Source organism: Vibrio sp. 10N.222.51.C5, assembly GCF_041474575.1.
GTDB classification, from domain to species: domain Bacteria; phylum Pseudomonadota; class Gammaproteobacteria; order Enterobacterales; family Vibrionaceae; genus Vibrio; species Vibrio crassostreae_C.
This window is the reverse complement of the sequence record NZ_JBFRUJ010000010.1, coordinates 135,293-159,911: the sequence shown is the minus strand read 5'-3', so window position 1 is coordinate 159,911 and position 24,619 is coordinate 135,293. Positions and strand designations below refer to the sequence as shown.

General features: G+C 39.0%; 20 protein-coding genes. All 20 read right to left on the bottom strand.

Annotated features, from left to right (window positions below):
* Positions 1-47 precede the first annotated feature (47 nt).
* The 20 genes from AB4558_RS03910 to rfbB all read right to left on the bottom strand — a co-directional run bounded on the left by AB4558_RS03910 (position 48) and on the right by rfbB (position 24,557).
* On the bottom strand, positions 48-260 hold the full coding sequence (locus AB4558_RS03910) for a cold-shock protein (RefSeq protein ID WP_017071067.1): 213 nt from the start codon (positions 258-260) through the stop codon (positions 48-50).
* Positions 261-627: 367 nt separating this feature from the next.
* Entirely contained in the window at positions 628-2,892 is a 2,265-nt protein-coding gene (locus AB4558_RS03905; protein WP_372158112.1) for a YjbH domain-containing protein, read from the bottom strand.
* Complete coding sequence (locus AB4558_RS03900) at positions 2,892-3,824, bottom strand: capsule biosynthesis GfcC family protein (RefSeq protein WP_372158109.1); 933 nt, start codon at positions 3,822-3,824, stop codon at positions 2,892-2,894. The genes AB4558_RS03905 and AB4558_RS03900 overlap by 1 nt, the downstream gene beginning before the upstream one ends.
* Before the next feature lie 21 nt (positions 3,825-3,845).
* Positions 3,846-4,550 carry a YjbF family lipoprotein gene (locus tag AB4558_RS03895; RefSeq protein ID WP_372158106.1) on the bottom strand — a complete coding sequence of 235 codons (705 nt, stop codon included), beginning with the start codon at positions 4,548-4,550 and terminating at the stop codon, positions 3,846-3,848.
* Positions 4,551-4,670: 120 nt separating this feature from the next.
* Entirely contained in the window at positions 4,671-4,916 is a 246-nt protein-coding gene (locus AB4558_RS03890) for a hypothetical protein (RefSeq protein ID WP_016784037.1), read from the bottom strand.
* Positions 4,917-5,080: 164 nt separating this feature from the next.
* Positions 5,081-6,490 carry a sulfate adenylyltransferase subunit CysN gene (cysN, locus tag AB4558_RS03885; protein WP_372158103.1) on the bottom strand — a complete coding sequence of 470 codons (1,410 nt, stop codon included), beginning with the start codon at positions 6,488-6,490 and terminating at the stop codon, positions 5,081-5,083.
* 57 nt (positions 6,491-6,547) lie between these two features.
* Positions 6,548-7,510, bottom strand: coding sequence for a DHH family phosphoesterase (locus AB4558_RS03880; RefSeq protein WP_372158130.1), 963 nt, complete (start codon positions 7,508-7,510; stop codon positions 6,548-6,550).
* Positions 7,500-8,156 (bottom strand): adenylyl-sulfate kinase, encoded by a 657-nt coding sequence (gene cysC, locus AB4558_RS03875; protein ID WP_372158100.1) that lies wholly within the window; start codon positions 8,154-8,156, stop codon positions 7,500-7,502. Before cysC ends, AB4558_RS03880 begins: the two co-directional genes overlap by 11 nt.
* On the bottom strand, positions 8,157-9,071 hold the full coding sequence (gene cysD, locus AB4558_RS03870) for a sulfate adenylyltransferase subunit CysD (RefSeq protein ID WP_372158097.1): 915 nt from the start codon (positions 9,069-9,071) through the stop codon (positions 8,157-8,159). It abuts the gene before it with no gap.
* Positions 9,072-9,111: 40 nt separating this feature from the next.
* The gene (locus tag AB4558_RS03865) at positions 9,112-10,830 is read right to left on the bottom strand and encodes an SLC13 family permease (protein ID WP_372158094.1); all 1,719 of its coding nucleotides are present in this window, start codon (positions 10,828-10,830) and stop codon (positions 9,112-9,114) included.
* A 154-nt stretch (positions 10,831-10,984) separates the two neighbouring features.
* Positions 10,985-11,635: an ABC transporter ATP-binding protein gene (locus AB4558_RS03860; protein ID WP_372158091.1), complete on the bottom strand. Its 651-nt coding sequence runs from the start codon at positions 11,633-11,635 to the stop codon at positions 10,985-10,987.
* Positions 11,636-11,713: 78 nt separating this feature from the next.
* Positions 11,714-13,480 (bottom strand): glycosyltransferase family 2 protein, encoded by a 1,767-nt coding sequence (locus tag AB4558_RS03855; protein ID WP_372158089.1) that lies wholly within the window; start codon positions 13,478-13,480, stop codon positions 11,714-11,716.
* Positions 13,467-14,819, bottom strand: a complete 1,353-nt coding sequence (locus AB4558_RS03850; protein ID WP_372158086.1) for a hypothetical protein — start codon at positions 14,817-14,819, stop codon at positions 13,467-13,469. Before AB4558_RS03850 ends, AB4558_RS03855 begins: the two co-directional genes overlap by 14 nt.
* A 56-nt stretch (positions 14,820-14,875) precedes the next feature.
* Positions 14,876-15,886 carry a sulfotransferase family 2 domain-containing protein gene (locus AB4558_RS03845; protein WP_372158084.1) on the bottom strand — a complete coding sequence of 337 codons (1,011 nt, stop codon included), beginning with the start codon at positions 15,884-15,886 and terminating at the stop codon, positions 14,876-14,878.
* A gap of 91 nt (positions 15,887-15,977) precedes the next feature.
* Positions 15,978-16,415 carry an IS200/IS605 family transposase gene (gene tnpA, locus AB4558_RS03840; RefSeq protein WP_372158127.1) on the bottom strand — a complete coding sequence of 146 codons (438 nt, stop codon included), beginning with the start codon at positions 16,413-16,415 and terminating at the stop codon, positions 15,978-15,980.
* Between the two features lie 417 nt (positions 16,416-16,832).
* Positions 16,833-17,885 (bottom strand): SGNH/GDSL hydrolase family protein, encoded by a 1,053-nt coding sequence (locus AB4558_RS03835; protein WP_372158081.1) that lies wholly within the window; start codon positions 17,883-17,885, stop codon positions 16,833-16,835.
* A 105-nt stretch (positions 17,886-17,990) separates the two neighbouring features.
* Positions 17,991-18,596, bottom strand: coding sequence for a sulfotransferase (locus tag AB4558_RS03830; protein ID WP_372158078.1), 606 nt, complete (start codon positions 18,594-18,596; stop codon positions 17,991-17,993).
* Between the two features lie 8 nt (positions 18,597-18,604).
* A complete protein-coding gene (locus AB4558_RS03825) occupies positions 18,605-19,834 on the bottom strand; it encodes a hypothetical protein (protein ID WP_372158075.1) in 1,230 nt (409 codons plus the stop codon).
* Positions 19,831-23,430 carry a glycosyltransferase gene (locus tag AB4558_RS03820; protein WP_372158072.1) on the bottom strand — a complete coding sequence of 1,200 codons (3,600 nt, stop codon included), beginning with the start codon at positions 23,428-23,430 and terminating at the stop codon, positions 19,831-19,833. Before AB4558_RS03820 ends, AB4558_RS03825 begins: the two co-directional genes overlap by 4 nt.
* Complete coding sequence (gene rfbB / locus AB4558_RS03815; RefSeq protein WP_372158070.1) at positions 23,427-24,557, bottom strand: dTDP-glucose 4,6-dehydratase; 1,131 nt, start codon at positions 24,555-24,557, stop codon at positions 23,427-23,429. The genes AB4558_RS03820 and rfbB overlap by 4 nt, the downstream gene beginning before the upstream one ends.
* Positions 24,558-24,619: the final 62 nt, after the last annotated feature.

Genomic DNA, 24,619 nt, shown 5'->3' with positions numbered 1-24,619 from the left:
GAGAAAGTGACGCAAGTTGCTGTTGCAACCTGCGCCGACTTAAAATCTTATAGAGCTACAACGTTTGCAGCTTGAAGACCTTTTTGGCCTTGCTCTACTTCGAAAGACACTTGTTGGCCTTCTTTAAGAGTCTTGAAACCTTCAGAAGCGATTGCACGGAAGTGTACGAATACGTCAGCGCCGCCGTTGTCTTGAGTTAGGAAACCGAAGCCTTTCTCTTCGTTAAACCATTTTACTACGCCGTTTACTTTGTTAGACATGATGTGTCCCTTATATAAAAATAAAAAATTAATCGCCAAAAGTGCGATGCGCTGAAAGCTTGAATTATTTAATGTATCTATGAAGCTAAGGGAAACACTGAGAATAACAATGAAGCAATACTAAGGGTTCTACTTTACAACTGGATGTTTCATTTAATAACCCTGAGAACAGAGCGACGCCATTCTTGGTGATCTGAGCCTGCTTGTAAAGCGTTATTTAAAGAAAACGACGTTTTTTCGCTCAATGACCTTCAATATGCCTCATCAAAGTCAAATTTCTATCATCTCGACAACTTCCATGAGAAAAAGAGAAAATTCACTTGTACAGTTGGATTTTCTCTTAAATTCTCAATAGACCAACGATTAGTTATTTCACACTACTCGGTCTTTGGAACCAAGGTGAGCGAGCATCGGTTTGATCGAACAAGTTGTATTGCTTATTCAGCACTTGACCGCCGTCACGAGTAATCGGTAACCAAGTAAAACCAGCGCGGCTTGAGCTTGGCTTCACTGTGACTAAATCAAACGGAATCGATACGTAGAAGCCTTTGGTGTAGCTGCCTTCACCGTATTCTTCGGTTGTCATGTCGGTTAAGCTGACAAACGCACCGGCAATCACGCCGCTCTTGAACTGCTTAGAGAAGTCGACACGAGTACCTATATCACCCGCAAGGAATTTACCCACACCTACTTTAAGCAAGGTATCGCTCAAGAAGTCCCATTGTGGGGTGTAGTAACCGGTGATGAAGCCCGTCGTGCCCTTATCGATCACTTTGTACGTTCGGCTACTGTCATCTGGGTTAACTTGAATCTCTTGATCAAATGTGCCGAACCAACTTTCAGGATCGCGCTGGCTTATTGCAGTCATGTCTGCACCAATGGCCCAGTTTTGGTTGAATGGTCGATACAGGATTTCGCCACCCACACCCGCAAACATGCTTTCAAGGTACCCCCCGTAAGCTTGGGTGTAGACACCGCTGCCGTAGTCTTCAAACCACGTCAGTTGTAAGCGATCTAAGCGAACCGGATCGTCAACGTAAGAGCGGAATAAGGTTCTTACTCTTGGCGTTTGGTCAGTGCCGTCTGATGGGACGGTATAGTTAAACTTGTCGTAGTTATCGACTAAGTTAACGTACAAAGAGCCCGACAGTTCAACATTGTTTAACGCCCAGAACGAAGCGTTGGTGTATAAACCCAAACTGTATAAATAGAAGTTTTCAGCCGAACCGAACGATTGCGCTAGGTTTGGTGAAATCGACACATCGAATCGCTCACGCCCATCATGATAAATAACGGATTTCTTACGCTCTAACTCGTGAGTATCGGTTGCATCACTGGTTTGAGCATTGAGATAACTGTTATTAGCCGCCGCTTTGAACGCTTGGGCATCTACCGTTGTCTCGGTGAGTTCCAATGACTTATCGTTTTCAATGATTTTGTAGGTGTCGATGTAACTTGGTACCGCGTTGGCAATCACGGTCGCACCGCGCTCGAGGGCGGTATCTCTGTCTCGGTATTTAACCTGAGTACCCTTTACTACAATGTTGTTATCGTCGACCAAGATTTGCGCTTGTTCATAGCCAGCGATCGTTTCAAGCTCTTCCGCGAGGGCAGCCATATCAATATCGTCAACCGTCTCGACACCGCTTGGGCGCAATTCTGCGGTTTCAGTATCTCGCCACACAGAATACATTTCATTGAAGTTAGTCGAGAGATCAAAACCAAGGGTTAAAGTATCGCCTCGCTCATAGCTCACTTTCGCTGAGCCCCAATCAGTGAAACGATACACAGCACCCACGTTCCATGGCGTGTGTTGTGTCATGTCATATCCACTAACAACAGGGAAATCTTGAGAATAATCGTTGCCATCGTATTCAAGCTTCAAGGTTAAAGGCTTGTATGGGGTTTGATATTCAAAGCCACCGTAGATTGCCGCATCGCCTTTAAACCAACGCTCAAAATCGACACTGCCACCATTGCCTTTAAAATCAGATGGACGTTCACAGTACTTGTCGCTAGCTTTGCACAATGGGTTGGTGAAATTGCCGCTGGTGCCCATATACCCCCAAGCCATGCCCAAGGTAAAATCAACAGGGCCAAAACGCTTGGTTGCCGCAACAAATTCGCCATCAAACAAGCCTGTACCACCAAAATCACGCACACCTACCGAGACTTCCGGTAAATAGTACCCTTCTTCGATTAAACGCAGTTTAAAGTCGATACCTTTATCAGTGTATTTAGTACAGCCACTGAATGAATTTTGAGAACAATCTTGATCTTCAGGCCCACTATAAAGTAGGTCCTGTACCTGTGTATAACGAATGGTAGTTTCTAGCCAAGGCATCACCTGCAAACTAACATTATAAAAGTAGTAATCATTGTTAAACGAAGCGCTAAAGTTAAATTCACCTTCTGGTGCCATTCTACCTGTTGGCATTTGCATTAAGCCAACACCACCAAAGTTCATTTGCGACGTTTTGTATTCAGTGTCATCGAATGATGATTTCTCTGCTCGAATTGAAGAAGAATCAATTGCTGCTTCTGCAAAAACAGAAGCACTGTTGGTTATTAACAATCCACAAGTAATCGATGTGCACACTGCCGATAGAGGGAGTGATTTCTGTTTCAGCATTACAAGCCAACCTTATGACGTAGCAAATCGACGATATCTTGATTCAACGTTGAATATTCCGATGGCAAAGAGTAAAACGCCATAAATACGATGGCACCTGGTGCTAGGTAAACCGACTGTTCGTTCCAGTATGCATATTGGATGGTTTGTACCACGCCATCTGGCTGAACAACATATGCCACGCTTTTATCTGCTGATTCACCAACAAAACCGTTCGGTAATGCATCTAGGTAATCATTCAACGTTCCATGCTCAATCAGATTCATTGTTACCGACTCTTTCATTGCACCCATCAACTGAATGGAAGTTGGTCGTTGTGGTAAGTACAGAGAAAAGGCTTGAGTTTGACCGTCTGACGACTTGTTGGTATGAGAACTTGAAACAAGTAACGAGTTCTTACCTGATTGCGAGATAACCGCATTGCGGTCTAATTCAATAAAAACTCGATTGAGGTACTGGAAAGAGGCTAATTGTTGGCGCACTAAGTTTGCTTCTGGTTCTTCTACCGAGAAAGCATCAAGTTGGCTAAATACATTGCGCTTTTTGGCTTCGATAGTTTTGTTAGCTTTATTAGATTCATTAGCTTGAGTATTGTTTTTATCAAACAGTTGAGCTGAAAGGGGGAAGTAACCAATACTGCCGCTAGCATTTTCGTTAGAGCTAGTATTCGCATTAAAGCTAGCGTTAGCGTCGTCTAATACCTGAAGCAGTCGAACGTTAGCTTTATACTCAAGCGTTACACCTTGAAGAGGCAGTTCGATTGTTGTTTTAATCGGAGGCGTAACAACGTTAGATGCCGTAGAAGCGTAGCTAACAGTGCACAGAGAGAACAGCGCGCTCAACGTCAACAGAGCTCTCATCGTTAATAAAGTTCTCACCAATGGCAACCGACGTCCCGTCATTTTTGATGTATGACTCATATAATTCATCATTTTAGTTCATTACCCTGTTCGTTAATTGCTTTGATAATGCTTAAGGACGGTTAACTCAAGCCTTGTCATATCAGGGCCTAAATACTGTATGGTTTTTACCACTTTGCCTTCGCTGTCGACCCAATATTCGTTGGTGATCTCTTGTTCTAATATTGGGAATTGAATTTTTTCTTGGAATTTCTTGGTATCGATAGACGCTAACGGAGTTTCAACCGTGTCATTTCCCACATACGTTCGGGTGATGTTAGCTTTGTAGCCAAATCGATAGTTGGGTTGCCAGTCGTAAACCGCTTGCCACTTTTGGGCACCGGGGTTAGCTGACACATCAAACGCATAAGCAGAGTCTGGCGACGAGCTGTTTGCAGAAGAGAATGCATTCAACGGCTGGAATGCCAAACCAGAGAGGTTTTCGTAAGGAAGCAATAGCGTTTGTACGACACGTCCATTTTCAGTGACGATCATCGCTTTGTCAGAAGACATCCACTTTAACTGCTTTGCGCCCGTTTGCGGGTTTTCACCGACGTACGCTAAGACCATGAAGATCTTACCTTGGTCATTCACTTCGGCATAAATGCTGGAATAAGGTAACGTTTGAATGTATTCCTTGGATAGCTCAACATCGGAGCTTCCAAAAAAGGCTTCATCAAAAGTAGAGTTAACGTCTTGAAACTGCTGAGAACAACCAGCAAGAAAAAGACCAAGAGATATGATTAGAGGTTTAAGCATGACGAGTTCTGCTTCCTAGCAATCTGGTTGCTGATGTCCAATATGGAAAATTAATCAATTAGATATAAAAAAACCACTTTATGCTTTCACATAAAATGGTTTTAAACGCCTACTCAAAAATTATCGAGTCGTTGTTGTCGTTGTTGCACCGCTTTCGTTAGAAGCAACCGCTACAGCTGCTGCTGCCGCTACTGCTGCTGTCGCTACTGCAACTGTTGTTGCTGTGCCAGCTGCTGCTGCAGATGCACCCGCGCCAGCTGCTGTACCAGTACCTGAACCAGTACCCGCTGCTGCTGTAGTTTCAGCTGCAAATGCAGCACCTGAGAAGCTAACTGCTAATGCAGCTGCTAGAGCCATCTTTTTCATAATGATTTCCATTAATATAAACGTTTATATGTAGAAGATGATTTTCACACCCTCAAACAGTTGCTCAGCTTAAACAACTGATTGATCATCATAGGTAATAATAGATACAAAGTAAATGTATATACTATGAACATTAACATGGCGATTCATCTACCAATCAACAACTAAATAGAACTGCAATTCCACTCAGGGAAATGCTTTCTTACATAAGCGTTCAATTCTTTTTCTGCTTGAGAATAAACGCGAGCATCGGTTCCTTTACCTTCAGAAACTTTATCTATCATGCCGGCACCAACAGTAACGTTTGTATGACGATCAATGATAATAAATGAACCGGTCTGAGGTAGATACTGATACTCATCAACGGCTATTTTATCTGTTAGATTAAGTGACGTCAGTGCGATCTCATTTAATTCGAGGGTATCAGTATTTTCCGCGTGCTCTTTTAGCGTATTGACGTCAATTTTATGTTCAATGATTCCAACTTTACCTGAGCATGTTTTTGTTGAAAACTTAAACAGATACTCTTTATGAGTTCGAAGTGGGTTCTCATCCATCCAAACAATATGAGCTTCAACATGGTTGGTTACAATTGGCTCGTGACCAGTGTGAACCAACATATCCCCACGAGATACATCTATTTCATCTTCAAGCGTCAACGTAATCGCTTGACCCGGTTGCGCAGTTTCCAATTCGCCATCATAAGTGTAAATAGATTTCACTTTTGAAACTTTACCTGATGGCAACGTTGTCACAGCGTCTCCAACTTGAACTAAGCCAGAAGCAAGCGTGCCACAAAATCCACGAAAGTCTAAATTAGGGCGATTAACATATTGAACCGGAAAACGCATTTTTTCGAGGTTTTGGTCTTGATCGATTTTCACCGTCTCAAGTAGCTTCATTAACGTTGCACCAGGGTACCAGTCCATCGCTTCACTTGGGTTTACTACGTTATCACCGTTTAGTGCTGAAATTGGCACAAAACGAATGTCATCGATATTGAAATTTTTAGCCATTTCACGGTAATCAGCTTTGATTTTCTGATACACCTCTTGGCTGTATTCCATCAAGTCCATTTTGTTGATTGCAACAATTATGTGCTTAATACCTAGTAAACTACAGATAAAGCTATGGCGACGAGTTTGTGTCTGGATTCCATGACGAGCATCCACCATAACAATCGCAAGATCACAAGTCGATGCGCCAGTTACCATATTACGGGTGTACTGTTCGTGCCCTGGAGTGTCAGCAATAATAAACTTACGCTTGTCCGTTGAAAAATAACGATACGCAACGTCGATAGTGATCCCTTGTTCACGCTCAGATTGAAGACCATCAACTAAAAGCGCCAAGTCAAAATCTTCATCTGTTGTATTAAACTTTTGAGAATCTTTTTCGATAGCCGCCATTTGATCTTCATAAATCAGCTTGCTATCAAAAAGCAGACGACCGATAAGCGTAGATTTACCATCATCAACGTTTCCACAAGTTAAAAAACGAAGGAGATCTTTGTTTTCATGAACTTTCAAATACGCTTCAATATCTTGAGCGATTAATTCTGATGAATGTGACATTTTTCTTTTCCTATAACTGATATTTGCCCTACTTATACAAGCTAGGACAAATAAAAATTAATTATAAAATTGGCTTAATACTTCAATAAAGCGCGGTTTTTCTTCGGTTGGCAATTGATTAATTCCTGCTGCGGCTTTACGACCACCACCGGTTGCAAACTGAGTACATACCTCATCTGCCCCACTTCTGTTATTCAAAGGGGCACGCACACTAACGGTATAGTCTTGCTCGCTAGCATTAAGGGTTAGTACGGCGTGGGCTTTGTCTGGTGAGCGATTTGCTAGCTCATTGCCAAATACGCCACTGATGCGTCGAGCCCAAGCTTCGCAAGGCAGTTCATAGACCTCTGCTATATCAGAGTTTTCAATTGCAGTTAACTGCGCTAAATGAGCACTATCTGCTTCGTAACCACGTTTTAATACGTAATAAGGAGAGCTTGAATCATCAATTAACTCAAAAGGTGATCTGTAACACATCAGCTGGCGAAAGAGAATTTGCGGCTCAATATGTAAATCATCAAGTGACGCACCATAGCCGTTATAGTTAATTAACGTCCCTAACTCTTTTAAAAACTCACGCTGCTCATGGGTTAAGCCTGCTATATCGGCTAACTCTTCTGCGGCAACGAACATATTGTCCCCGTAAGCCCCCACAATAGCCCACGTAGCGAATTGATTTCCCAAATGCTTATTGATGAGCAAACTCGTACAGGTATTGGCATCAAGATTAATCAGCGCCGTAAAGTTATTGGCTTGTGGTACTTCACCTGAGCGGTGATGGTCACAATAGAAAATAGGAATATCTCGCTCAATCAAATCATAAAGCGCATCGATATTCTTCTCCATTGAGATATCAAGAACAGTCACACCGCTTGCGTCTGACTTTTTAGCCACTTGCTGAAGCAGCTTAATGTCCCGCTTAACACCCGTTACCAGTGTGGACTTTTTTGGTTCGGCTTTACGCAGTTGAAGGAGCGCAATAATCCCATCGGCATCACCATTAAAGACATCATAATGCACCATCATTTCCCTCCAGAGTTAGATACCCCATATCAAAAAGTTGGTTCACCACGCAGATTGCGCAATCTTCAATACTTTGATTCGCCGTTTCTATGTGAATTTCAGCTGAAACAGGAGCCTCATAAATTGAATCAATACCCGTGAAATGTTTGATTTCACCAGCACGCGCCTTTTTATACAGCCCTTTAGGGTCACGAGATTCACACACCTCTAATGGTGTATCAATAAAGACTTCTAAGAAATCACCCTCAGAAAAAAGCGAGCGTGCTTGTTCTCTATCCACAATAAAAGGAGAGATAAAAGCGGTTAAAACAATGGATCCTGAATCAACAAATAGTTTTGCCACTTCACTGATACGACGAATATTTTCCACTCGGTCAGCGTCATTAAAACCTAAGTCTTTATTTAAGCCATGGCGAACATTATCTCCATCTAATAGATAGCTATGGTTACCAAGACTTAATAGCTTACTTTCAACGGCATTTGCTACCGTTGATTTACCCGAACCACTTAAGCCTGTAAACCAAAGCACCACTGGCTTTTGCTTCTTATGAGCAGCACGATCTTGTGATGAAACTGTAGAGTTATGCCACACTACGTCACCGCTAACGCTCTCATTATCTTTTTTCTCGTATGGCGAACTCATTTAGAAGTAACCTTCACGCTTCTTCTTCTCCATCGAGCCTGAACTATCGTGGTCAATCGCACGGCCTTGACGCTCTGAAGTTGTAGTAAGAAGCATCTCTTGGATGATTTCTGGAAGCGTAGTCGCCTCAGATTCCACCGCACCGGTTAGTGGGTAACAACCAAGAGTACGGAAACGAACCATCTTCTCTTCAACCACTTCACCCTCTTTAAGCTCCATACGCTCGTCATCTACCATGATAAGCATGCCATCACGCTCAACCACTGGGCGAGGTTTAGATAGGTATAGTTCAGGGATTTCGATGTTTTCTAGGTAGATGTATTGCCAAATATCAAGCTCAGTCCAATTTGAAAGTGGGAAAACACGAATGCTTTCGCCCTTATTCACCTTACCGTTGTACACATTCCATAGTTCAGGGCGTTGGTTTTTCGGATCCCAACGGTGGTGTTCATCACGGAATGAGTAAACACGCTCTTTAGCACGAGACTTCTCTTCATCGCGACGCGCACCACCAAAAGCTGCATCAAAACCATTCATGTCTAACGCTTGCTTCAAGCCTTGCGTCTTCATGATGTCTGTGTGCTTAGAAGAACCATGAACAAACGGGTTAATACCCATTGCTACACCTTCAGGGTTTTGGTGAACAATTAAGTTCATGCCCACTTTTTCTGCCATGTAATCACGGAACTGGATCATCTCTTTAAACTTCCACGTTGTATCGACGTGCATCAAAGGAAAAGGAGGAATACCAGGAGCAAAGGCTTTTTTAGCCAAATGAAGCATTACTGATGAATCTTTACCGACAGAGTAAAGCATTACTGGGTTGTCAAATTCAGATGCAACTTCGCGCATAATGTGAATAGACTCTGCTTCCAACTGTTTTAAGTGCGTCATGCGAGAAGGTGATATCTTCATCCATCTTTCCTAGTTATTATAAATAGTATAAAAAATAAAATTACAGTCCATATACCGCTACAATAGCACATACAGCTACTGTACCGTATATAAGGCTTAGCGGTAGTCCAACACGGACAAAATCTTTTATTCGATATTGTCCGGCGTTAAATACCATGAGATTGGTTTGGTAACCATAAGGGCTAATAAAGCTGGCACTGGCACCAAAGGCCACCGCCATAATAAAGGCCATTGGGTTCGCATCTAAACTTTGTGCCAGTCCATAAGCGATAGGAAAAATTAATGCCGCAGCGGCATTATTAGTCACGAACTCAGTTAACCACCAAGTTAAAATGTAAACCGTAATTAAAGCCAGTAAGGGTGATAAGTTTGAAGAGTGATGCTCTATTAAGCTTTCAAACTGCGCCAATAAACCACTGTTAGTTAAGGCTTGAGATAACGACAATGCCGCCGCAATAATTAACCAAATATTGGTAGGCAAACGGCGAATGATCTCAGCTCCACTTAAACACTTGGTCGCCAAAAACACACCAAGCAATAAAAACATGGCTTTAAACAGCGGCAGAACCCCTAAGGCCGATAATGCAATCGCAGCAAAAAAGCCACCAACCGCAAACCACTCCTTCTTGCCACTAAGCATGCTATCAGGCTCAACACCACTCACTACAATAAAGTTTTTGCTGACGTTTTTACGAGATTTAAAGTCATCACCCACAGCAAGCACCAGGTAGTCACCCGCTTGGATCGCCACCTCACCTAACTTACCCGATACGGGCTCACCGTCGCGCTTAATCGCAACCACAGCCGCATCAAACAAGGCACGAAAACCTGCTCGCTTTAGACTTTTGCCTAATAAAATACTTTCAGGGCGCACCACAACTTCGGTCAAGTTTGCTAGTGGTAGACCATTTTCATGAGCAAACAGTGATAAACCATCAAACTGACTTAGCTGCATCACCTTGGTCACATCACCACTAAATACCAACCTGTCATTCGCTTGAATGATTTCAGTTGGAGCGACTGGACTTAATAAGTGCCCTTCACGAATAATCTCGACTAAGAACAGCGACTCTAAATGGCGCAATCCATTTTCTTCAATGCTCTTACCCACTAAAGAGGAACCTTGCTTTACTTTAGAGTCAATTAAATACGCTTTTACATCATCAGTTGTGACATCATGCACTGGTAAATACCGACTTAAAAAGAACAGTACCACCCCACAGGCCAACACCACACATAAACCGACCAAGGTAAAATCAAAGAACTGCAGTGAAGGTAAATTAGCATCTAGCACCAAGCTGTTAACAATCAAATTGGTCGATGTACCGACTAAAGTTAACGTACCACCAAGAATAGCTGCGTAAGAAAGAGGGAGAAGGAGTTTACTTGCTGCGTGATACGGATTATTTCGGATAGGACCTAACATGGTCGAAACCACCGCCGTATTGTTTAACACCGCAGAGGCAAGTGTGGTTAAACCAAATAAACGCAACCACGTAGAATGATAATTAGGCTTAATCACTGCCTTAGCAATTAATCGTAAAATTCGGGTTTTTTCTAAAGCTAGAGAACACACCATTAATAAAATAAGCGTTAATAAGCCTTGGTTTGCAAAGCTACTTACTAACTCATCGGTACTGACAAGTCCTGATGAATAGAGTACTAATAAGACGAATCCAAACACCTGCTCTGGGTAGTTTTGAAACTTCACCAAACCGATGATAGTGAAGATGAAAATGCATAAAACAAATATAGACATAGTAAACCTAAAAGCGGAGACGAGAAGCGAGAGGCAAGGTTAAGAGCTAAAAGCAGAAACAGAGACGTAGACGCTGTATTCGTTTCTGCCTCACTCTTTAGTTTTTACTCGCTTCTCGAAGGGCGAAGTCCGCTCTCGTATCTCGCCTCTGCTGTTAAAGCTCTTTATAAACCGCTAACGCTTCACTCAACACTGGATAAAACGTCAACTCACCTTTGTGCAAAATAATCGCGCTATCACAAAACTCTTCTATCTCTTTGATATCATGGCTGACCATAATAACATTGGCTGATTGGCTTTTTTCAAGCAAGGCACGTTTCGCTTTTTTACGAAATTTTTGGTCCCCAACTGAGGTTGCCTCATCAATCAAATAGACATCAAAATCAATCGCAATACAGCAACCAAAAGCCAAACGAGAACGCATGCCACTTGAATAGGTACGAACAGGTAAGTCATACTTAACACCTAACTCTGCAAAGTCTTTTACCTTCTCTTCATACTCATCTAAATCACCCACACCATTTACACGCCCAATAAAACGGGTGTTTTCACGGCCCGTCATTTGAGGATGAATGCCCGTAGCCAACGCCACTGGCCAAGAGATGGCTTTATCTGTCACGACCCTTCCCTTATTTGGGTATTCACTGCCAGCAAGGATACGGAACAAGGTTGATTTACCTGCGCCATTTGAGCCTAAAATAGCAATGTTATGCCCTTGAGGGATCTCAAAGTTCACCTCTTCGAAGATATATTGATTACCTAAAGGCGAAGGATAATATTTGGTTAGGTTTTGGAGTTTGATCATAAATTAGTTATCCGTAGATATAAACAGAACAAAACCCAAATACCTATATTATTAAGAAGTAATATTTTCATTTTCAATCTAAGCTCTTAATGAAAAGTCTTCTGCTGAACGAGTTAAATGAGGGTGGTAATAAGGATCATCTTGTAACTCATTAAACCACTTATTTAACAATCGTTTCTTTTCTTGCTCAAAACGCTTAGCCTTAATTGCATCTGCATTATCATCACCACGAGTTTTAGATTCATAGTGATAAAGCTCCGCATGTGCACAATATACGTTATAAAACCCCGCTTTCTGCACTTTTAAACAAAAATCGACATCGTTATAAGCCACTTGGAAAGTTTCATCCAACCCTTCAACAGCAAGGTAGGTCTCTTTACGAATAGCAAGGCAAGCGCCAGTAACTGCAGACAATACTTGGTTTACATGAGGTCGGTTGAAGTATCCATTTGAATCATTTGGCACACAGCGGTGTGAGTGTGCAGCATAACCACCTAAGCCCAAAATAACACCAGCATGTTGAATTGTATTATCAGGGTAAAGTAACTTAGCCCCTACACACCCAACATCTGGGCGCATCGCTAACCCGACTATCTCCTTTAACCAAGAAGCAGTAATCACTTCAGTATCGTTGTTTAATAGAACAATCACTTCACCATTAGAATACTCTACTGCTACATTGTTAATCTCAGAATAGTTAAATGGTTTATCATACTTAATTACTTTAACGTTACTATTCTTACCTACTAGATTTAGATACTCTAACGCTGGTGCTTGCTGTGATTGATTATCCATAATGATAATTTCGAAATCAGGGTAATCCGTTTTATTTAAGACACTCTCAATACAGGTTTCTAATACTTCTTTGTGATCTCTTGTTGGTACGATAATCGACACTTTCGGCCAGTGGTCTGGTAAATAACTCACTTGATAGTAATTATCGAGATTACCATCTTGAACCGATGCATTAATTCCTTGATTTTCTAAACATTCTAATAGCGCTTGTTTACCCGCCTCTACTGTGTAGGGTTTCGCTCCAGACTGCGAAGCGGTTGATTTTTCGTGCATTCGCCAGTGATACAATATTTTAGGAATATGAGCGATTTCACTTTCAGAGAGCACCTGAGATACACGTAATGCCAAATCATAATCTTGTGCGCCTTCAACTCCTTCACGACAACCACCCACTCCACCTAATAAGTTACGTTTATAGACACTTAAATGAGTAATATAGTTATGGGCGTGAAGTAAATAAGGATTCCACTGTGACTTAAAGTGTGGAGCAATTCGCTTACCTGTTTTAGACATCAAATCTTCATCACTATATAGCCATTGCAGATTAGAATTATCGGCAATAGCGCTTGCGACTTCATTAAGTGCTTGAGGAGCTAGAAGATCATCATGATCTAAAAAAGTAACATAATCGCCATTACATTGTTTCAAACCTTCATTGGTGGATAAGCTAATATGCAAGTTTTGGCGATTAGAAATCACGTTAATTTGTTCTAAGTGTTGATCCGCTATATTTTGTAAATAGTCATTAACTTCTTGTGAAGTCGAGGCATCATTCACCAAAATAAGTTGCCAATTTGAATATGTTTGCTTATGAACCGAGTCTACACATTCTTTTAGAAAAGATAATGGCGGATTATAAACAGGGACAATTATAGAGAAACAAATCGATTGCTCACCCATCACCGGCAGCCACACCGTCGGCTCAACCTTTTTTATCCACTGCTGATACTCTCTTTTAAAAAAATGTAAAAAACGTAAGTAAGCCCCATGAACAAATGGTAACTTTTTAAGTTCTCTTCTAACCCCAAACGGCAGTTTATTTACTATCATTTAATGCCTTTTGATTTAGCTCTTGTAACTCTTTATGCGTTAACCATTCAGTTAAGTTAGGGAATATCAGAGGCTTTATATGTAGATCTAATGGAGCATTCTCAACCTTCACTTCTATAGAATCTGAAGGCTTAACCCCATGTCGTTTACAATTGAACTCAAAACCACAATGACCTGTAGGGTGAATGTTCGGTTTATTCAAATGTTCTCGATAAATCGTTGCAGGTACTTCTGCAAACTTATCGCCATTAATATAAATGCCAATTCGCGCCATTTTATCTGCGCTATTTGTTCTTGCCCAACCGCCTAATATTCCTGTTTTCAGTAGGTTTTGATTAAGTCCGCCTTTGGGCTCATATTGATTTTCAATCTCTTCTTGCTTTAGCCAATCAGAGATATGGGTTAAATCTAATGGATCAGCATGTAGATTAACGACATCATTCAAGACCTTAATTTCAATCGTATCTTGTGGGGTTACTCCTGCCTCTTTTAAATTGAATTCAAATTGGCAATGACCTGTAGGGTGAACGCCAGGCTTTTTATAGTTCGCATTAAACTGATCCGCAACTAACTCAGCGATTGGCTTACCATTGACGATTACCTCAACTTTAGCTTCACCGTTATTTAACGCATAACAAGCCCAACCAGTTAACATACCTGTTTGCAATATTTTTAAATCAACATCACCTTTTGCTCGGCCCAAACGTGTTGCTTGCAAATAAGCGGTAGGGTTTGGTGTTAAAAAATCTTGGGCTGCAACAAGCTGATTATCACTTGGGGTGATAGCGCAAAACTCTGACAGAGCATGAACAAATTCTTCTTTGTTTTTTACCACTTTTTCAGAAGATATGAAAATGGCAGGGCACTTTGTTTTAGTCGCAAATTTAATAATTTTTTTATAATCATCAATAGCATTTTGCAAACCCCACTGAATACCCTTGTTCATAGAGATCGTATTACGATTTGCAACCGATAACATATCTCTAAAAACAAATATAAAATGAGGGTTACGTACTTTACGCGTAATACGTGATAGTTGATGCAATGTTGATGGTCGCTTCCAAGCCCATGTATCATGCTTTTCGTTATAAGCTTTAATTACTGATTCGAATTTCTCTTTAGAGTTTTTCTCAAACGCAGCACTTAAGCGCATATCTTCAAATACAGGCGATGTCGCACGCCCCATTGGCACACCTAAATGGTATAATGCCCCTGCGACAATTGAAGTTCCCCCGCGAGCAACACCAACTACTATGATGGTTTTTTTGGGGGAGTGGGGTTGTTCGGTTTGCGGCTGTACAACCACAATACCCTTATTGATTAATGTTTCTAATGACATAATTAACTACTAAAGATAAAAGATATTTATTATAAGTTTACTCACAATTATTGCTCCTAACTCTGCACACTAAGCTTGGCTGTATATTCATCAAATTTCTTTTTAATAAAAAGCCCAGTAGGTCTTGCCTGATAAGCCAAAGACATCAATTTATAGGACATTGGTAGATCTGAAGATTCTAGACGTACAGCTTCATCTCTCAAATAATCAACCTGTGCAGATGTTTTAATTTCATCGAAAGTAATACGTTTAATATCAATATTAATTCCGGCCACATCCGCCTTTTGCATCATTTTACTTGCTTGACATTTATTCATATATAGGCCGACATCCTGTTTATAGAGTTCAGTAACTATCCCATATAATTCTTCATCATACATGGCGATATGACTTGGGCATTCTCCATTACGTTTCAGCAAGGCAATATCAAATGCTGCCATACCTGCATAGCATTGTTGATTTAACTCGGTGTAACCATCAGTACCATGGTTGGTTAACGAACGAGCATCAATTACATTAAAATCGACTTTTTCTTTAAGTACTCTTATTGCATACGAGAAGTTTTCTAACGAAAAATAGTCACTGTACTCGTTATATATTAAAAACTCATTTTGTGGGCGCCAATGAATATTAGACCTAAATATCGCTGGCTTCTTAAGTGAATAAACAAATTCACGAAAAGTAAGCTCATCAAGTTCTACTTTACGTTCAAGTTGATTTCGGTACTGCCACGCATCAGGTTCTTTGCTAACAAACTTATCTAAAAATACAGAAGCTAAGCGCTTAAACGGACAGCGTAAAACTACAAAGCTATAATCAATCTTAATAGCCTCAGCAAGAGTCGCATTAAACGTTTGATTATTGGTGTGTATCCAATGGCCTTGTTCTATTCCACTAATACAACCATTCTCAATTGCTGCACTTAAGCGTAATGTTGAACAACCATTCTTTGGTATAAAGGAATAAAGGACATTTTTTCGATACAACATCATGCTGTGGCCCATCGCAAAATTATGAGATGGATTTTGCTTAAGGCTGTTTAGTGTTTTGTTACTATGTTTAAGCATAAGGTATCCAGACTATTTCTTAGATAAAAATATCCGCCTTCTTAGAAGGCGGTTTTGCTTTATAACCCCCTAGAATGGGGCGTTCGCGCTATTAGTTCTTCAATAACTGCAGTTGTTGTTCATACTCTATGTACTGCTTATCTTGGTGTCGTACATATCGTCGAATGACTTCTTCATTCACACCGACCGTATCGACAAAATACCCTCTAGTCCAAAAGTGGTTTCCCCATAGTTTCTTACGTATATGTGGGAATCTATTGAAAAGTCGAATTGCTGTTCGGCCTTTTAAAACTCCTAACAAACTCGATACTGATAACTTGGGAGGAACAATGACAACAAGATGAACATGATCTGGTTGGACATTTAATTCCAAAACTTCGCAGTCTTTCATATTGCACAAAATATAGATTGAACGATAAAACTCCTTTCCTACCTTATCTTTCAAAATCTTATATCTGTACTTTGGAGTCCAAACTATATGGTATTTGCAACGCCAATAGACATGTGATGAACTTCTGTAATCGCCCATGTGGTTGTTTCCTCTTGCTTGTGGTAAATAAGAGGTTACTTCTAACATGGGCACTTGTTCAGGCTATAGCCTCAAGGAGCAATCACCGCCGCCCTAGGCGGTGGTTTTGAGGAGCCAATATAAGGCTATGTTATGCCTGCTAAGTCAGGTTAAGTTCCACGTCAAGTGCATGAGCATTTTTCAACCAAATATTAGCTTTTATCTGTACTCATCATCCGTTAATGATTTCATTTGAGCTTAATCACTGCCAAACAAATCTCGGGTATAAACTATTGCTTCTGCATCAGCGATTGATGACTGTTTAGCAGTGCAACTATATCAATAGCAACAACTTAATTATGCTGTACTAACTGCATCGCATTAGATAATACCGACATAGCCAGTTCCTACAATTGCAATTTTCACTTAAAAACTTCCCTACTTAAATAATATTTCGCGTAATTCATTCCTTGCGTATTGATAGTGTTTTTTGTGCTTAAGTAATGAAAACAAACTTTCAGTAGTAGTTTTTTTATCAGATTTATTGTGAAGCGAACTTAAAATAGAAGAGTGGATTTTTTCATTTATAAAATCATTCATTAAGCAATATACTTTACAATTTTTAGTGTCTGTATTCTCATTTTCTGCAAACTGAAATATTAACTCTGAAAGCCCCCCCCCAACCCTATCGAAATCAAGAGTGATCAGGTCACCTGCAGAAAGTAAAATGGGTTCATTGGGTGAAGATATCCTCAAATATTTACTTTTAAGCAATATTTCTTTTCGTTTACAAGCATTAACGTTAATCTTTAATTTTGCATCATTGATATCGCACCAATGAAGAAAACCTACCAATAGGCAGTCCTCGGCTATTTTTAATGTAAGCCGCTCACTTACAGTTTTACAGGAGTACCGAGAATTAGATTTATCTATTCCTGCTTTCTCGGCAACCTTCAAATATTTGTATATAGTGGCAGCTGGGCTGATTGCCCCTTCGACTTCTAATAGTTTACTGTCATAACTTAAAAGATAGGTAATGACTTTTTGAATACTTTTTCCAATAGACCACGCGGCCTGTAAACCAATATGCCCAGGGTCCAAGAAACCTAACTCAGGATAATTTCTAAAATGAGGAAATAAATCTATCACAAATACATTACATTGATTCGCTTCCCGTATATGTTTTAAATATACTTCATTACTTTTGTAACCATTCAACCTCTTTTGTGTTGGAATAAGTAAAGTTATTATTGGGCAAGAAATTTTACTCAAAACTCCATAGATATATTCTATTGAATTAAATAAAACACTTTTTTCTATTAACTTATTCGGAAGGTACGAAATATCATTTACAATTGGTTCAATGATCACGAGATCAGCTGAACTCAACAAATTAAAGTGGTGATCAATCTGATATGCCAGTAGCAACGACGTACATCCACCAAGGCTAAGATTAATGATATTATATTCGTTAGTAGCGTTTGCTATCAAAGACGAGCACCAACCAAACTCAATTATTGAATTAGAAGTTCCGATAACCACTATGTTTTTTTTAGTTGGGCTAAGCAACTCATTACTACACTTGAACACAGATGCCTACTTATATTTCTCAGAGGATTTATGATGATGAGCCCACATTTCGACATCTAAGCTCATATTGTCTTTGAGAAAGTCGACAATTACCTGAGGAGAATCATTTTCAATATCAAATAAAAGAAGATGCTCAGGCTTATCCTTAAAATAATTGATTACGTTTAAGTGATGCTCATACCACTCTACATTCCATTTCATAATTAATTCTTCTTCGGTACACTCATTGATTCTACATAAGTCACGAACATAACTCCCTCTTCCATGCTTTATGCGACTCAATATCCACTTACTTCTAGAACGAGTATTTAAAATAAATTTTGAATTTGGGTTATCTTCATACATTTCCTTAAAGTAATCCATATACGCATATATATATGAGTCACCTTCAACAGAATAGCCTTCCATGTCTGTAAATACATCAAAATTTTCATACCCTGTTATAACATTTTTACCTTGTTCTGCATTGTACTTCATCGTCTGCGCTAGTTTGTTTTTATCCCAATGAACTGCTTTATAGCCATTATCTCTAAAAAAGTGACACACGCTAACAGTAGCGCATTTATTAAAACCTATTTGAAAAACTCTAAACTTCATATTATTTTCAGACATAATAAAAATTATTTCCACCAAAAATTAAAACGACCAAATCCATCACCACGCGAGCTGACATTTTCAACTGCATCCATTAGTGACCCCACGTCTATTGCAATGCCACCATTACTCTTCACAATATCACAATATACTTTAGCTAAAATACCAGCTCCAATTAATACAACCGTTTTTGAAGTTACTTTTATTTCCAGCTCTCGTTCTATCTCATAAAATCTATCTGGAAAGTGATTTTTAGAATACATATTATTAGAGTGACGGTGTTCACTTGGTATAGAGATCACATCAATAGGTTTATTTAATTGATCGGATAATAAATCTATATTTCTACATGTTATCGCTATTACTTTATCAGCCTGATTTAACACATCTTTAAATCTAATGTTTTCACCGAGATGATAGTGTGTATTTACATTCATAAAGGACTGTTCTCTCAAAAGAGAATTGCGCATAAAATGAACACTTGTTGTATTCTCAAGTAAGTGCAATTTATTTGTTGATATTTCCTTAGGTATTGGTACCCCTAAAACATCGGAGTTCCTTACTGCATCCTTAATTCTACTGGAGATATAGTTAGTTTCATCTTCACAAAGCTCGTAGCCAAATTGAATATCATAAGTTATATTGGCTTCTTCCTTGGAAAAAGTTAAACCATAACCTAACAGACGGTTCTCACAATGATTTATTCTTACAAAACTAAATGAGGTTGCATGCTGAATAGCAAACTCTAATTTATCTAGTAAGTGATTTGTAGAAATAGATTTTTCACTTATCTTGTGAAGAGTTTGTTCACGCTCAAACTCAAACCAATTGCCTTTTTTCTTGAATTCTAAAAATGAATAATCTTTTTCTTTGATTTCAGATAAATCTGGATAAAAATTAATAGCATATAATACTCGACTTAATTCAGAACTCTTGGCTTTAAATCTAGCTAACCTATCTATATAGATTAACTTGTTTGTTACTCTCCCCATCAAACCAGACAATGCAGTTCTAATATTGATTTCTGATGCAAAATTAAGCACCCCACCACTAACAACTATATATTCGTATTGTGTACCGAGAGACTCAATCCCTTCAATCAGTTCAATTAGGTTATTAAACTTAACCGGTCCACTTTGGCAGATATACTTTTTATTCGCTAAATCAACTACAGAATCGAACTTAGTGCCTTTCAATGGAATCATTGACAAAGCTTCCTCTGCGCTTAATTCATTACCTAAAATTAATAAGTTCACTTAACACTACCTCTTGTCACGGTTTTCATAATAGCTCTACACCAATCATTAATATTGTTATCAATATACAGTATCCCCTTACATTGGTATTGCTTTAGCCCTTTTAAAGCTGAATACGGTAGGTTATTACTACAAACGACCGGAAGGTTTAAACTAGTAAGCTCTAATACTTTAAGTGAGCTTTTACTTTGACTAAATTTTAAGTTCACTAAAGGTGCTACCCCTAAATCGAAGTTATGTGATATTTTTGTCAACCAGTTAACAAAAAAGTCATAACGCGAATCAGGCGGCACCAAACGAGTGGTTATGTTTTGATATTTATCTGGAATATCACCACAACCAACTATAGATAAGTGAAAACGCCCCCCATTAGCGTTGGCTTCTTTAACAACATCAAGTAAAAAATCTAAATCTTCCTGGTGGGTTCTAGAACCAAAGTAAAGAATGTGAGTTTTATTCTCTGGCAGATTGAGTTCTATTTTTTCCTTTTCAGGAAAATCCATATTCCATCGATGCGCAAAGACATCATTTGGCCTTATTAGAATGTTTTCATTATATTTCTTACACACTGAAGCTAATGCGTTGTTGGTCACATGTACTAATGAAGCGTTAGTGATTAGTTTTTCTAATTTTGGTCGATAAGCACTATAAACTCCCTCAGGATCAACAGACACAGGAACATCTAACAAGTTATCATCGATTTCATAAGTGTATGTAATGTCATATCGACTTAATGCATCCAAGCACCAATCTACAGCATGACCAGGAATGGCATCTCGCTGAATAACAAACTCTTGATACTCTTGAATATCTGATGTTACCAAAGTTTGCCAGCTAATAAATTCAACTTCCAAGCCTGAATTTTGCTCAAACTCTTCCTTCCAATCAACTAACCTTACATAAGCAGTTGGTGGTACATTTGGGAAGATGCCTTTCAAGACAAAACCTAATTTCCTTTTTTCTGGTAATTTAGCTGATTCTTGTTTTGATAATAGCTGTTGATAAATTGAAATGTATTGCCCGGTCATTCGCTCAACGGTATTCTCTTGGCCATATCCTGTTTGCCAGTTATTTATCTCTTGATTCTTTTCTTTAAATTCAACTTGATTGTTAAGCAAAGAAATTAGTTTTTCAAAACATTTTTGAGCATCATTTTCAACTAACCATCCACCTCCGTGACGTGCAATTCTTTTTTCAACAGCCCCATAAGCTAGGCCCATAACTGGAATCCCAGACGCCCAACTTTCCGTTAATGTATGGCAATAGGTTTCTGGCCAAATGGAAAATACCGCCGAAATGTGTGGCGATATACCTACAACACGTTGTTGAAAATCTTCACGGTTATAACCACCATGAAAAACCACATGTGACTTTAAGTCTTCATCACAAGTTCCAAGCACATGGAATTCAATTTTATTTTGAGTATCCAATTCAATTACTTTCAGAATTAACTCTTTACCCTTAGATAACGAAATATTGCCAGGTAAAAGAACTTTAAGGATATCTGTTGGCAGGTTTTCATCTTTTGGCTGTACAAAAGAATCGAAATTTCTACCATGGGGAATCACAGTAAACTTCTTTCCGAATTCATCAAGCTTGCCTAATGAGTCAATTAAAATATCTTTCCCACTTTGGCATGTAGTTATGTAATGGTCACAAAATGCTAATGATGATTGCATACGTTTTTGCCACATCGTTAGCATATTTTCATTCATGGGTTTTACTGTTTCATCTCGCCACAACAAATTAGGTGCATCTTCAACAACACCAGAAAGTGTTAGTTTCCCTTTTTCACTAATTAAATTAATAGAAGGGCAAACAGCATAAAAATCATGGAATGACTTAACAACAGGAATATAAAGCTCTTTTGCAATTTGGGGAAGTTTTAGGCTATGCCATGCAATGTGTCGAATGTGTAATAGGTCGATATTATATTTTACAAGCAAAGATTTTACGAGTTTTTCATAATCATACGAACGATGCGTAGCAAAGGTTACTTTCTGCTTAAGCTCGAATTTTTCAACTTGCTCATAACCATTTTTACCCGCACGTAAGATTTCAACTAATTGACCGTTACAAGCTAAAACATAGCAATCATAAATATCCGATAAACCTCTCATCAAATCAAAGTTTGTCTGAGGTGTCCCTCCTGTTCTCGTTGAGATAACAAACATTATTTTTGGTTTTAGTAAGGAGTTATCCGCTTTAACTTTATCTAACTCTATTGCAATCGTTTCTCTTGCCTCTTTCATCAGCTCAGACTGGCCAATTGCTTTAATGGCACCTTCATAATTAGGGTATGTTTTCTTTACCTGTTCAACACCTGACTCAATTAATGCCTGCTTGCTATCTTTGAATGAAGCTGAACGCACATGATAAATATACGTTTTAGGATCAACAACATTTACCCAGCCTTTAGCAACAGCTCTCATGCAATAATCATTCTCTTCCCCATAACCTTTGGGGTAGCTTTCTATATCAAAATAACCGATATCATTCAATGCGTCTCTTTTTATATATAAACAGAAACCATTACCTGTCGGCACATCAATTAAAGCATCCGGAGCCACATTATTTATTAATCTAGCAACTCCTTTTATACTAAGATTTTCATCTATTATATTTGTACCTGGTTGGGGTACAGAAAATGCTCCTGCATTATTTGATACAGCTGTAACGGTAGCTATATCATCATTTGAATATGCTGCTACTATCAAGTTTCTACACCAATTAGGGCTAACTATCGTATCACTGTTTAGTAGAATAACATCACTCTCACCCGCTACTTCCACCCCTTTATTCACATTACCTGTATAACCTAAGTTATTTTTATTGTGCGCTACTTTAATACCATAAACAGCAGAATATTTATCGAGTTCAATAGCAACATTAGGATCTGGACTACAATCATTTAGAACTAGAACGCTAATATTATTACCTAACGATGTATTTAATATCACGCTATCTAAGCAGTTAACAACTTCCTCAACTGCATTATATACAGGTATAATAATTGTTAATTTTACAGATGATATACACTTGGATATAATCGAGTATGGCACTATCTTATCTACAACCTTAGCCCCCAAAGAATTATTAATTGTAATTGCTCTATTCTCTTTATGACCATGCTTTAAATAATGTTCAAGCGGGTTAATTTGTGCTTTCATGACATCATTATGTAAATGATAATACATGCGACCATCAAAGTACTCTGATGTACGACGTAAATGATTTTCTTTATTAAGGTAATAATCCAGTAGTGGATTTACCTCTTGACCGATATTGTGCATAGAACGATATAGAGCAGTATCAAAGTACTCATTTGGCATTCTATTTTCTTTGTGACCAAAACGAACAAAATGTGACACAGGATCTACACCTCTTCGTTTCACATCTTCGTATTTGGTCCAATAAAATTCCTTGTCAACCAGCTGAGTTTGATTTAATAACTCCATAGCCTCTGAGTCAGAAAGCTTATCATCACAAATCACATCTTTTATCACACTAGAAATTGTGGTTTGATTTACTTCCTCTGTAGCGATACGTTTCTGTCTAATAATTTGGCGAATTAAATTTTTAGTAAAGCTTTTCACAGTAACTTCCCCCACCAACTTTCATTTCCTAAATACCACTCAACCGTTTTACGAATACCCGTTTCAAATGACTCAACTGGTTGATAACCCAGTTCATTATTAGTTTTGGTTGCATCAATAGCATAGCGGCGGTCATGGCCTGCGCGGTCAGTAACGTAAGTGATAAGAGATTCACTCTTACCTTCAGAGGCAGCAACTGCCAATGGGAACTTCTCTTTTAGTTCTGCATTAGAAAGTGGAAAGTCTAAAGTAGCAAGTGAAGAGCTAGATCCAGTACTTATACCTGTAAAAGCTTCATTCATTAGCTTACAAACAACATTTACAATATCAATGTTGGCCCACTCGTTGTGACCACCAATATTGTAGTTTTCACCAATACGGCCTTTGTTTAATACAAGCTCAATGCCACGTGCGTGGTCAGTTACGTATAACCAATCTCGGATTTGCTGGCCGTCACCATAAATTGGTAAGGCTTTATTAAACAAAATGTTAGTGATAATAAGCGGGATAAGCTTTTCAGGAAAATGATATGGACCATAGTTATTTGAGCAATTAGAAGTAGTTACTTCTAACCCGTAAGTGTGGTGATAAGCTCGCACTAAATGATCTGAAGCGGCTTTTGATGCTGAGTATGGCGAATTTGGTGCGTAAGCGGTCTCTTCTGTAAAAGCAGGATCAGTCGCCGACAATGTACCATATACTTCATCGGTAGATACATGGTGGAAACGGTGCGAAATTGGTGACTTTCCTTTCGATTTTGGCTCATCAATCCATACTTTCTTAGCTGCTTTCAGTAGGCTGTAGGTGCCTAGAATATTAGTTTCGATAAACGCATCTGGCCCCGTAATTGAACGGTCTACATGAGATTCTGCCGCAAAGTGTACAATAGTGTCCAGCTTATGTTCTGTCAGTAGTTTCTCTATTAGGATGGTATCGCAAATGTCACCATGTACGAAGGTAAAGTTTAGATTCTGAACCGCAGAATCTAAATTTGCTTTATTACCTGCATAGGTTAATGCATCTAATACTACCACGTTATCTTGTGGGTTTGTTTCTAGCCAATATAGTACGTAGTTTGCGCCAATGAAGCCTGCGCCACCAGTAACTAAGATATTACGGTTCGTCATGGTCAACCTTTATTATATTTTATATTTTATATTTGAATAGATGTTGAAAGTTGAAAGTTGAA

Bases quoted from the DNA above. Each gene is read 5' to 3' on its own strand.
- AB4558_RS03895 (WP_372158106.1), bottom strand. From the start codon at position 4,550: ATGCTTAAACCTCTAATCATATCTCTTGGTCTTTTTCTTGCTGGTTGT.
- AB4558_RS03905 (WP_372158112.1), bottom strand. From the start codon at position 2,892: ATGCTGAAACAGAAATCACTCCCTCTATCGGCAGTGTGCACATCGATT.
- rfbB (WP_372158070.1), bottom strand. From the start codon at position 24,557: ATGACGAACCGTAATATCTTAGTTACTGGTGGCGCAGGCTTCATTGGC.
- AB4558_RS03900 (WP_372158109.1), bottom strand. From the start codon at position 3,824: ATGATGAATTATATGAGTCATACATCAAAAATGACGGGACGTCGGTTG.
- tnpA (WP_372158127.1), bottom strand. From the start codon at position 16,415: ATGGGCGATTACAGAAGTTCATCACATGTCTATTGGCGTTGCAAATAC.
- AB4558_RS03830 (WP_372158078.1), bottom strand. From the start codon at position 18,596: ATGTCTGAAAATAATATGAAGTTTAGAGTTTTTCAAATAGGTTTTAAT.
- cysD (WP_372158097.1), bottom strand. From the start codon at position 9,071: ATGAAGATATCACCTTCTCGCATGACGCACTTAAAACAGTTGGAAGCA.
- cysC (WP_372158100.1), bottom strand. From the start codon at position 8,156: ATGAGTTCGCCATACGAGAAAAAAGATAATGAGAGCGTTAGCGGTGAC.
- AB4558_RS03865 (WP_372158094.1), bottom strand. From the start codon at position 10,830: ATGTCTATATTTGTTTTATGCATTTTCATCTTCACTATCATCGGTTTG.
- AB4558_RS03910 (WP_017071067.1), bottom strand. From the start codon at position 260: ATGTCTAACAAAGTAAACGGCGTAGTAAAATGGTTTAACGAAGAGAAA.
- cysN (WP_372158103.1), bottom strand. From the start codon at position 6,490: ATGTCACATTCATCAGAATTAATCGCTCAAGATATTGAAGCGTATTTG.
- AB4558_RS03845 (WP_372158084.1), bottom strand. From the start codon at position 15,886: ATGCTTAAACATAGTAACAAAACACTAAACAGCCTTAAGCAAAATCCA.
- AB4558_RS03890 (WP_016784037.1), bottom strand. From the start codon at position 4,916: ATGAAAAAGATGGCTCTAGCAGCTGCATTAGCAGTTAGCTTCTCAGGT.
- AB4558_RS03860 (WP_372158091.1), bottom strand. From the start codon at position 11,635: ATGATCAAACTCCAAAACCTAACCAAATATTATCCTTCGCCTTTAGGT.
- AB4558_RS03855 (WP_372158089.1), bottom strand. From the start codon at position 13,480: ATGATAGTAAATAAACTGCCGTTTGGGGTTAGAAGAGAACTTAAAAAG.
- AB4558_RS03850 (WP_372158086.1), bottom strand. From the start codon at position 14,819: ATGTCATTAGAAACATTAATCAATAAGGGTATTGTGGTTGTACAGCCG.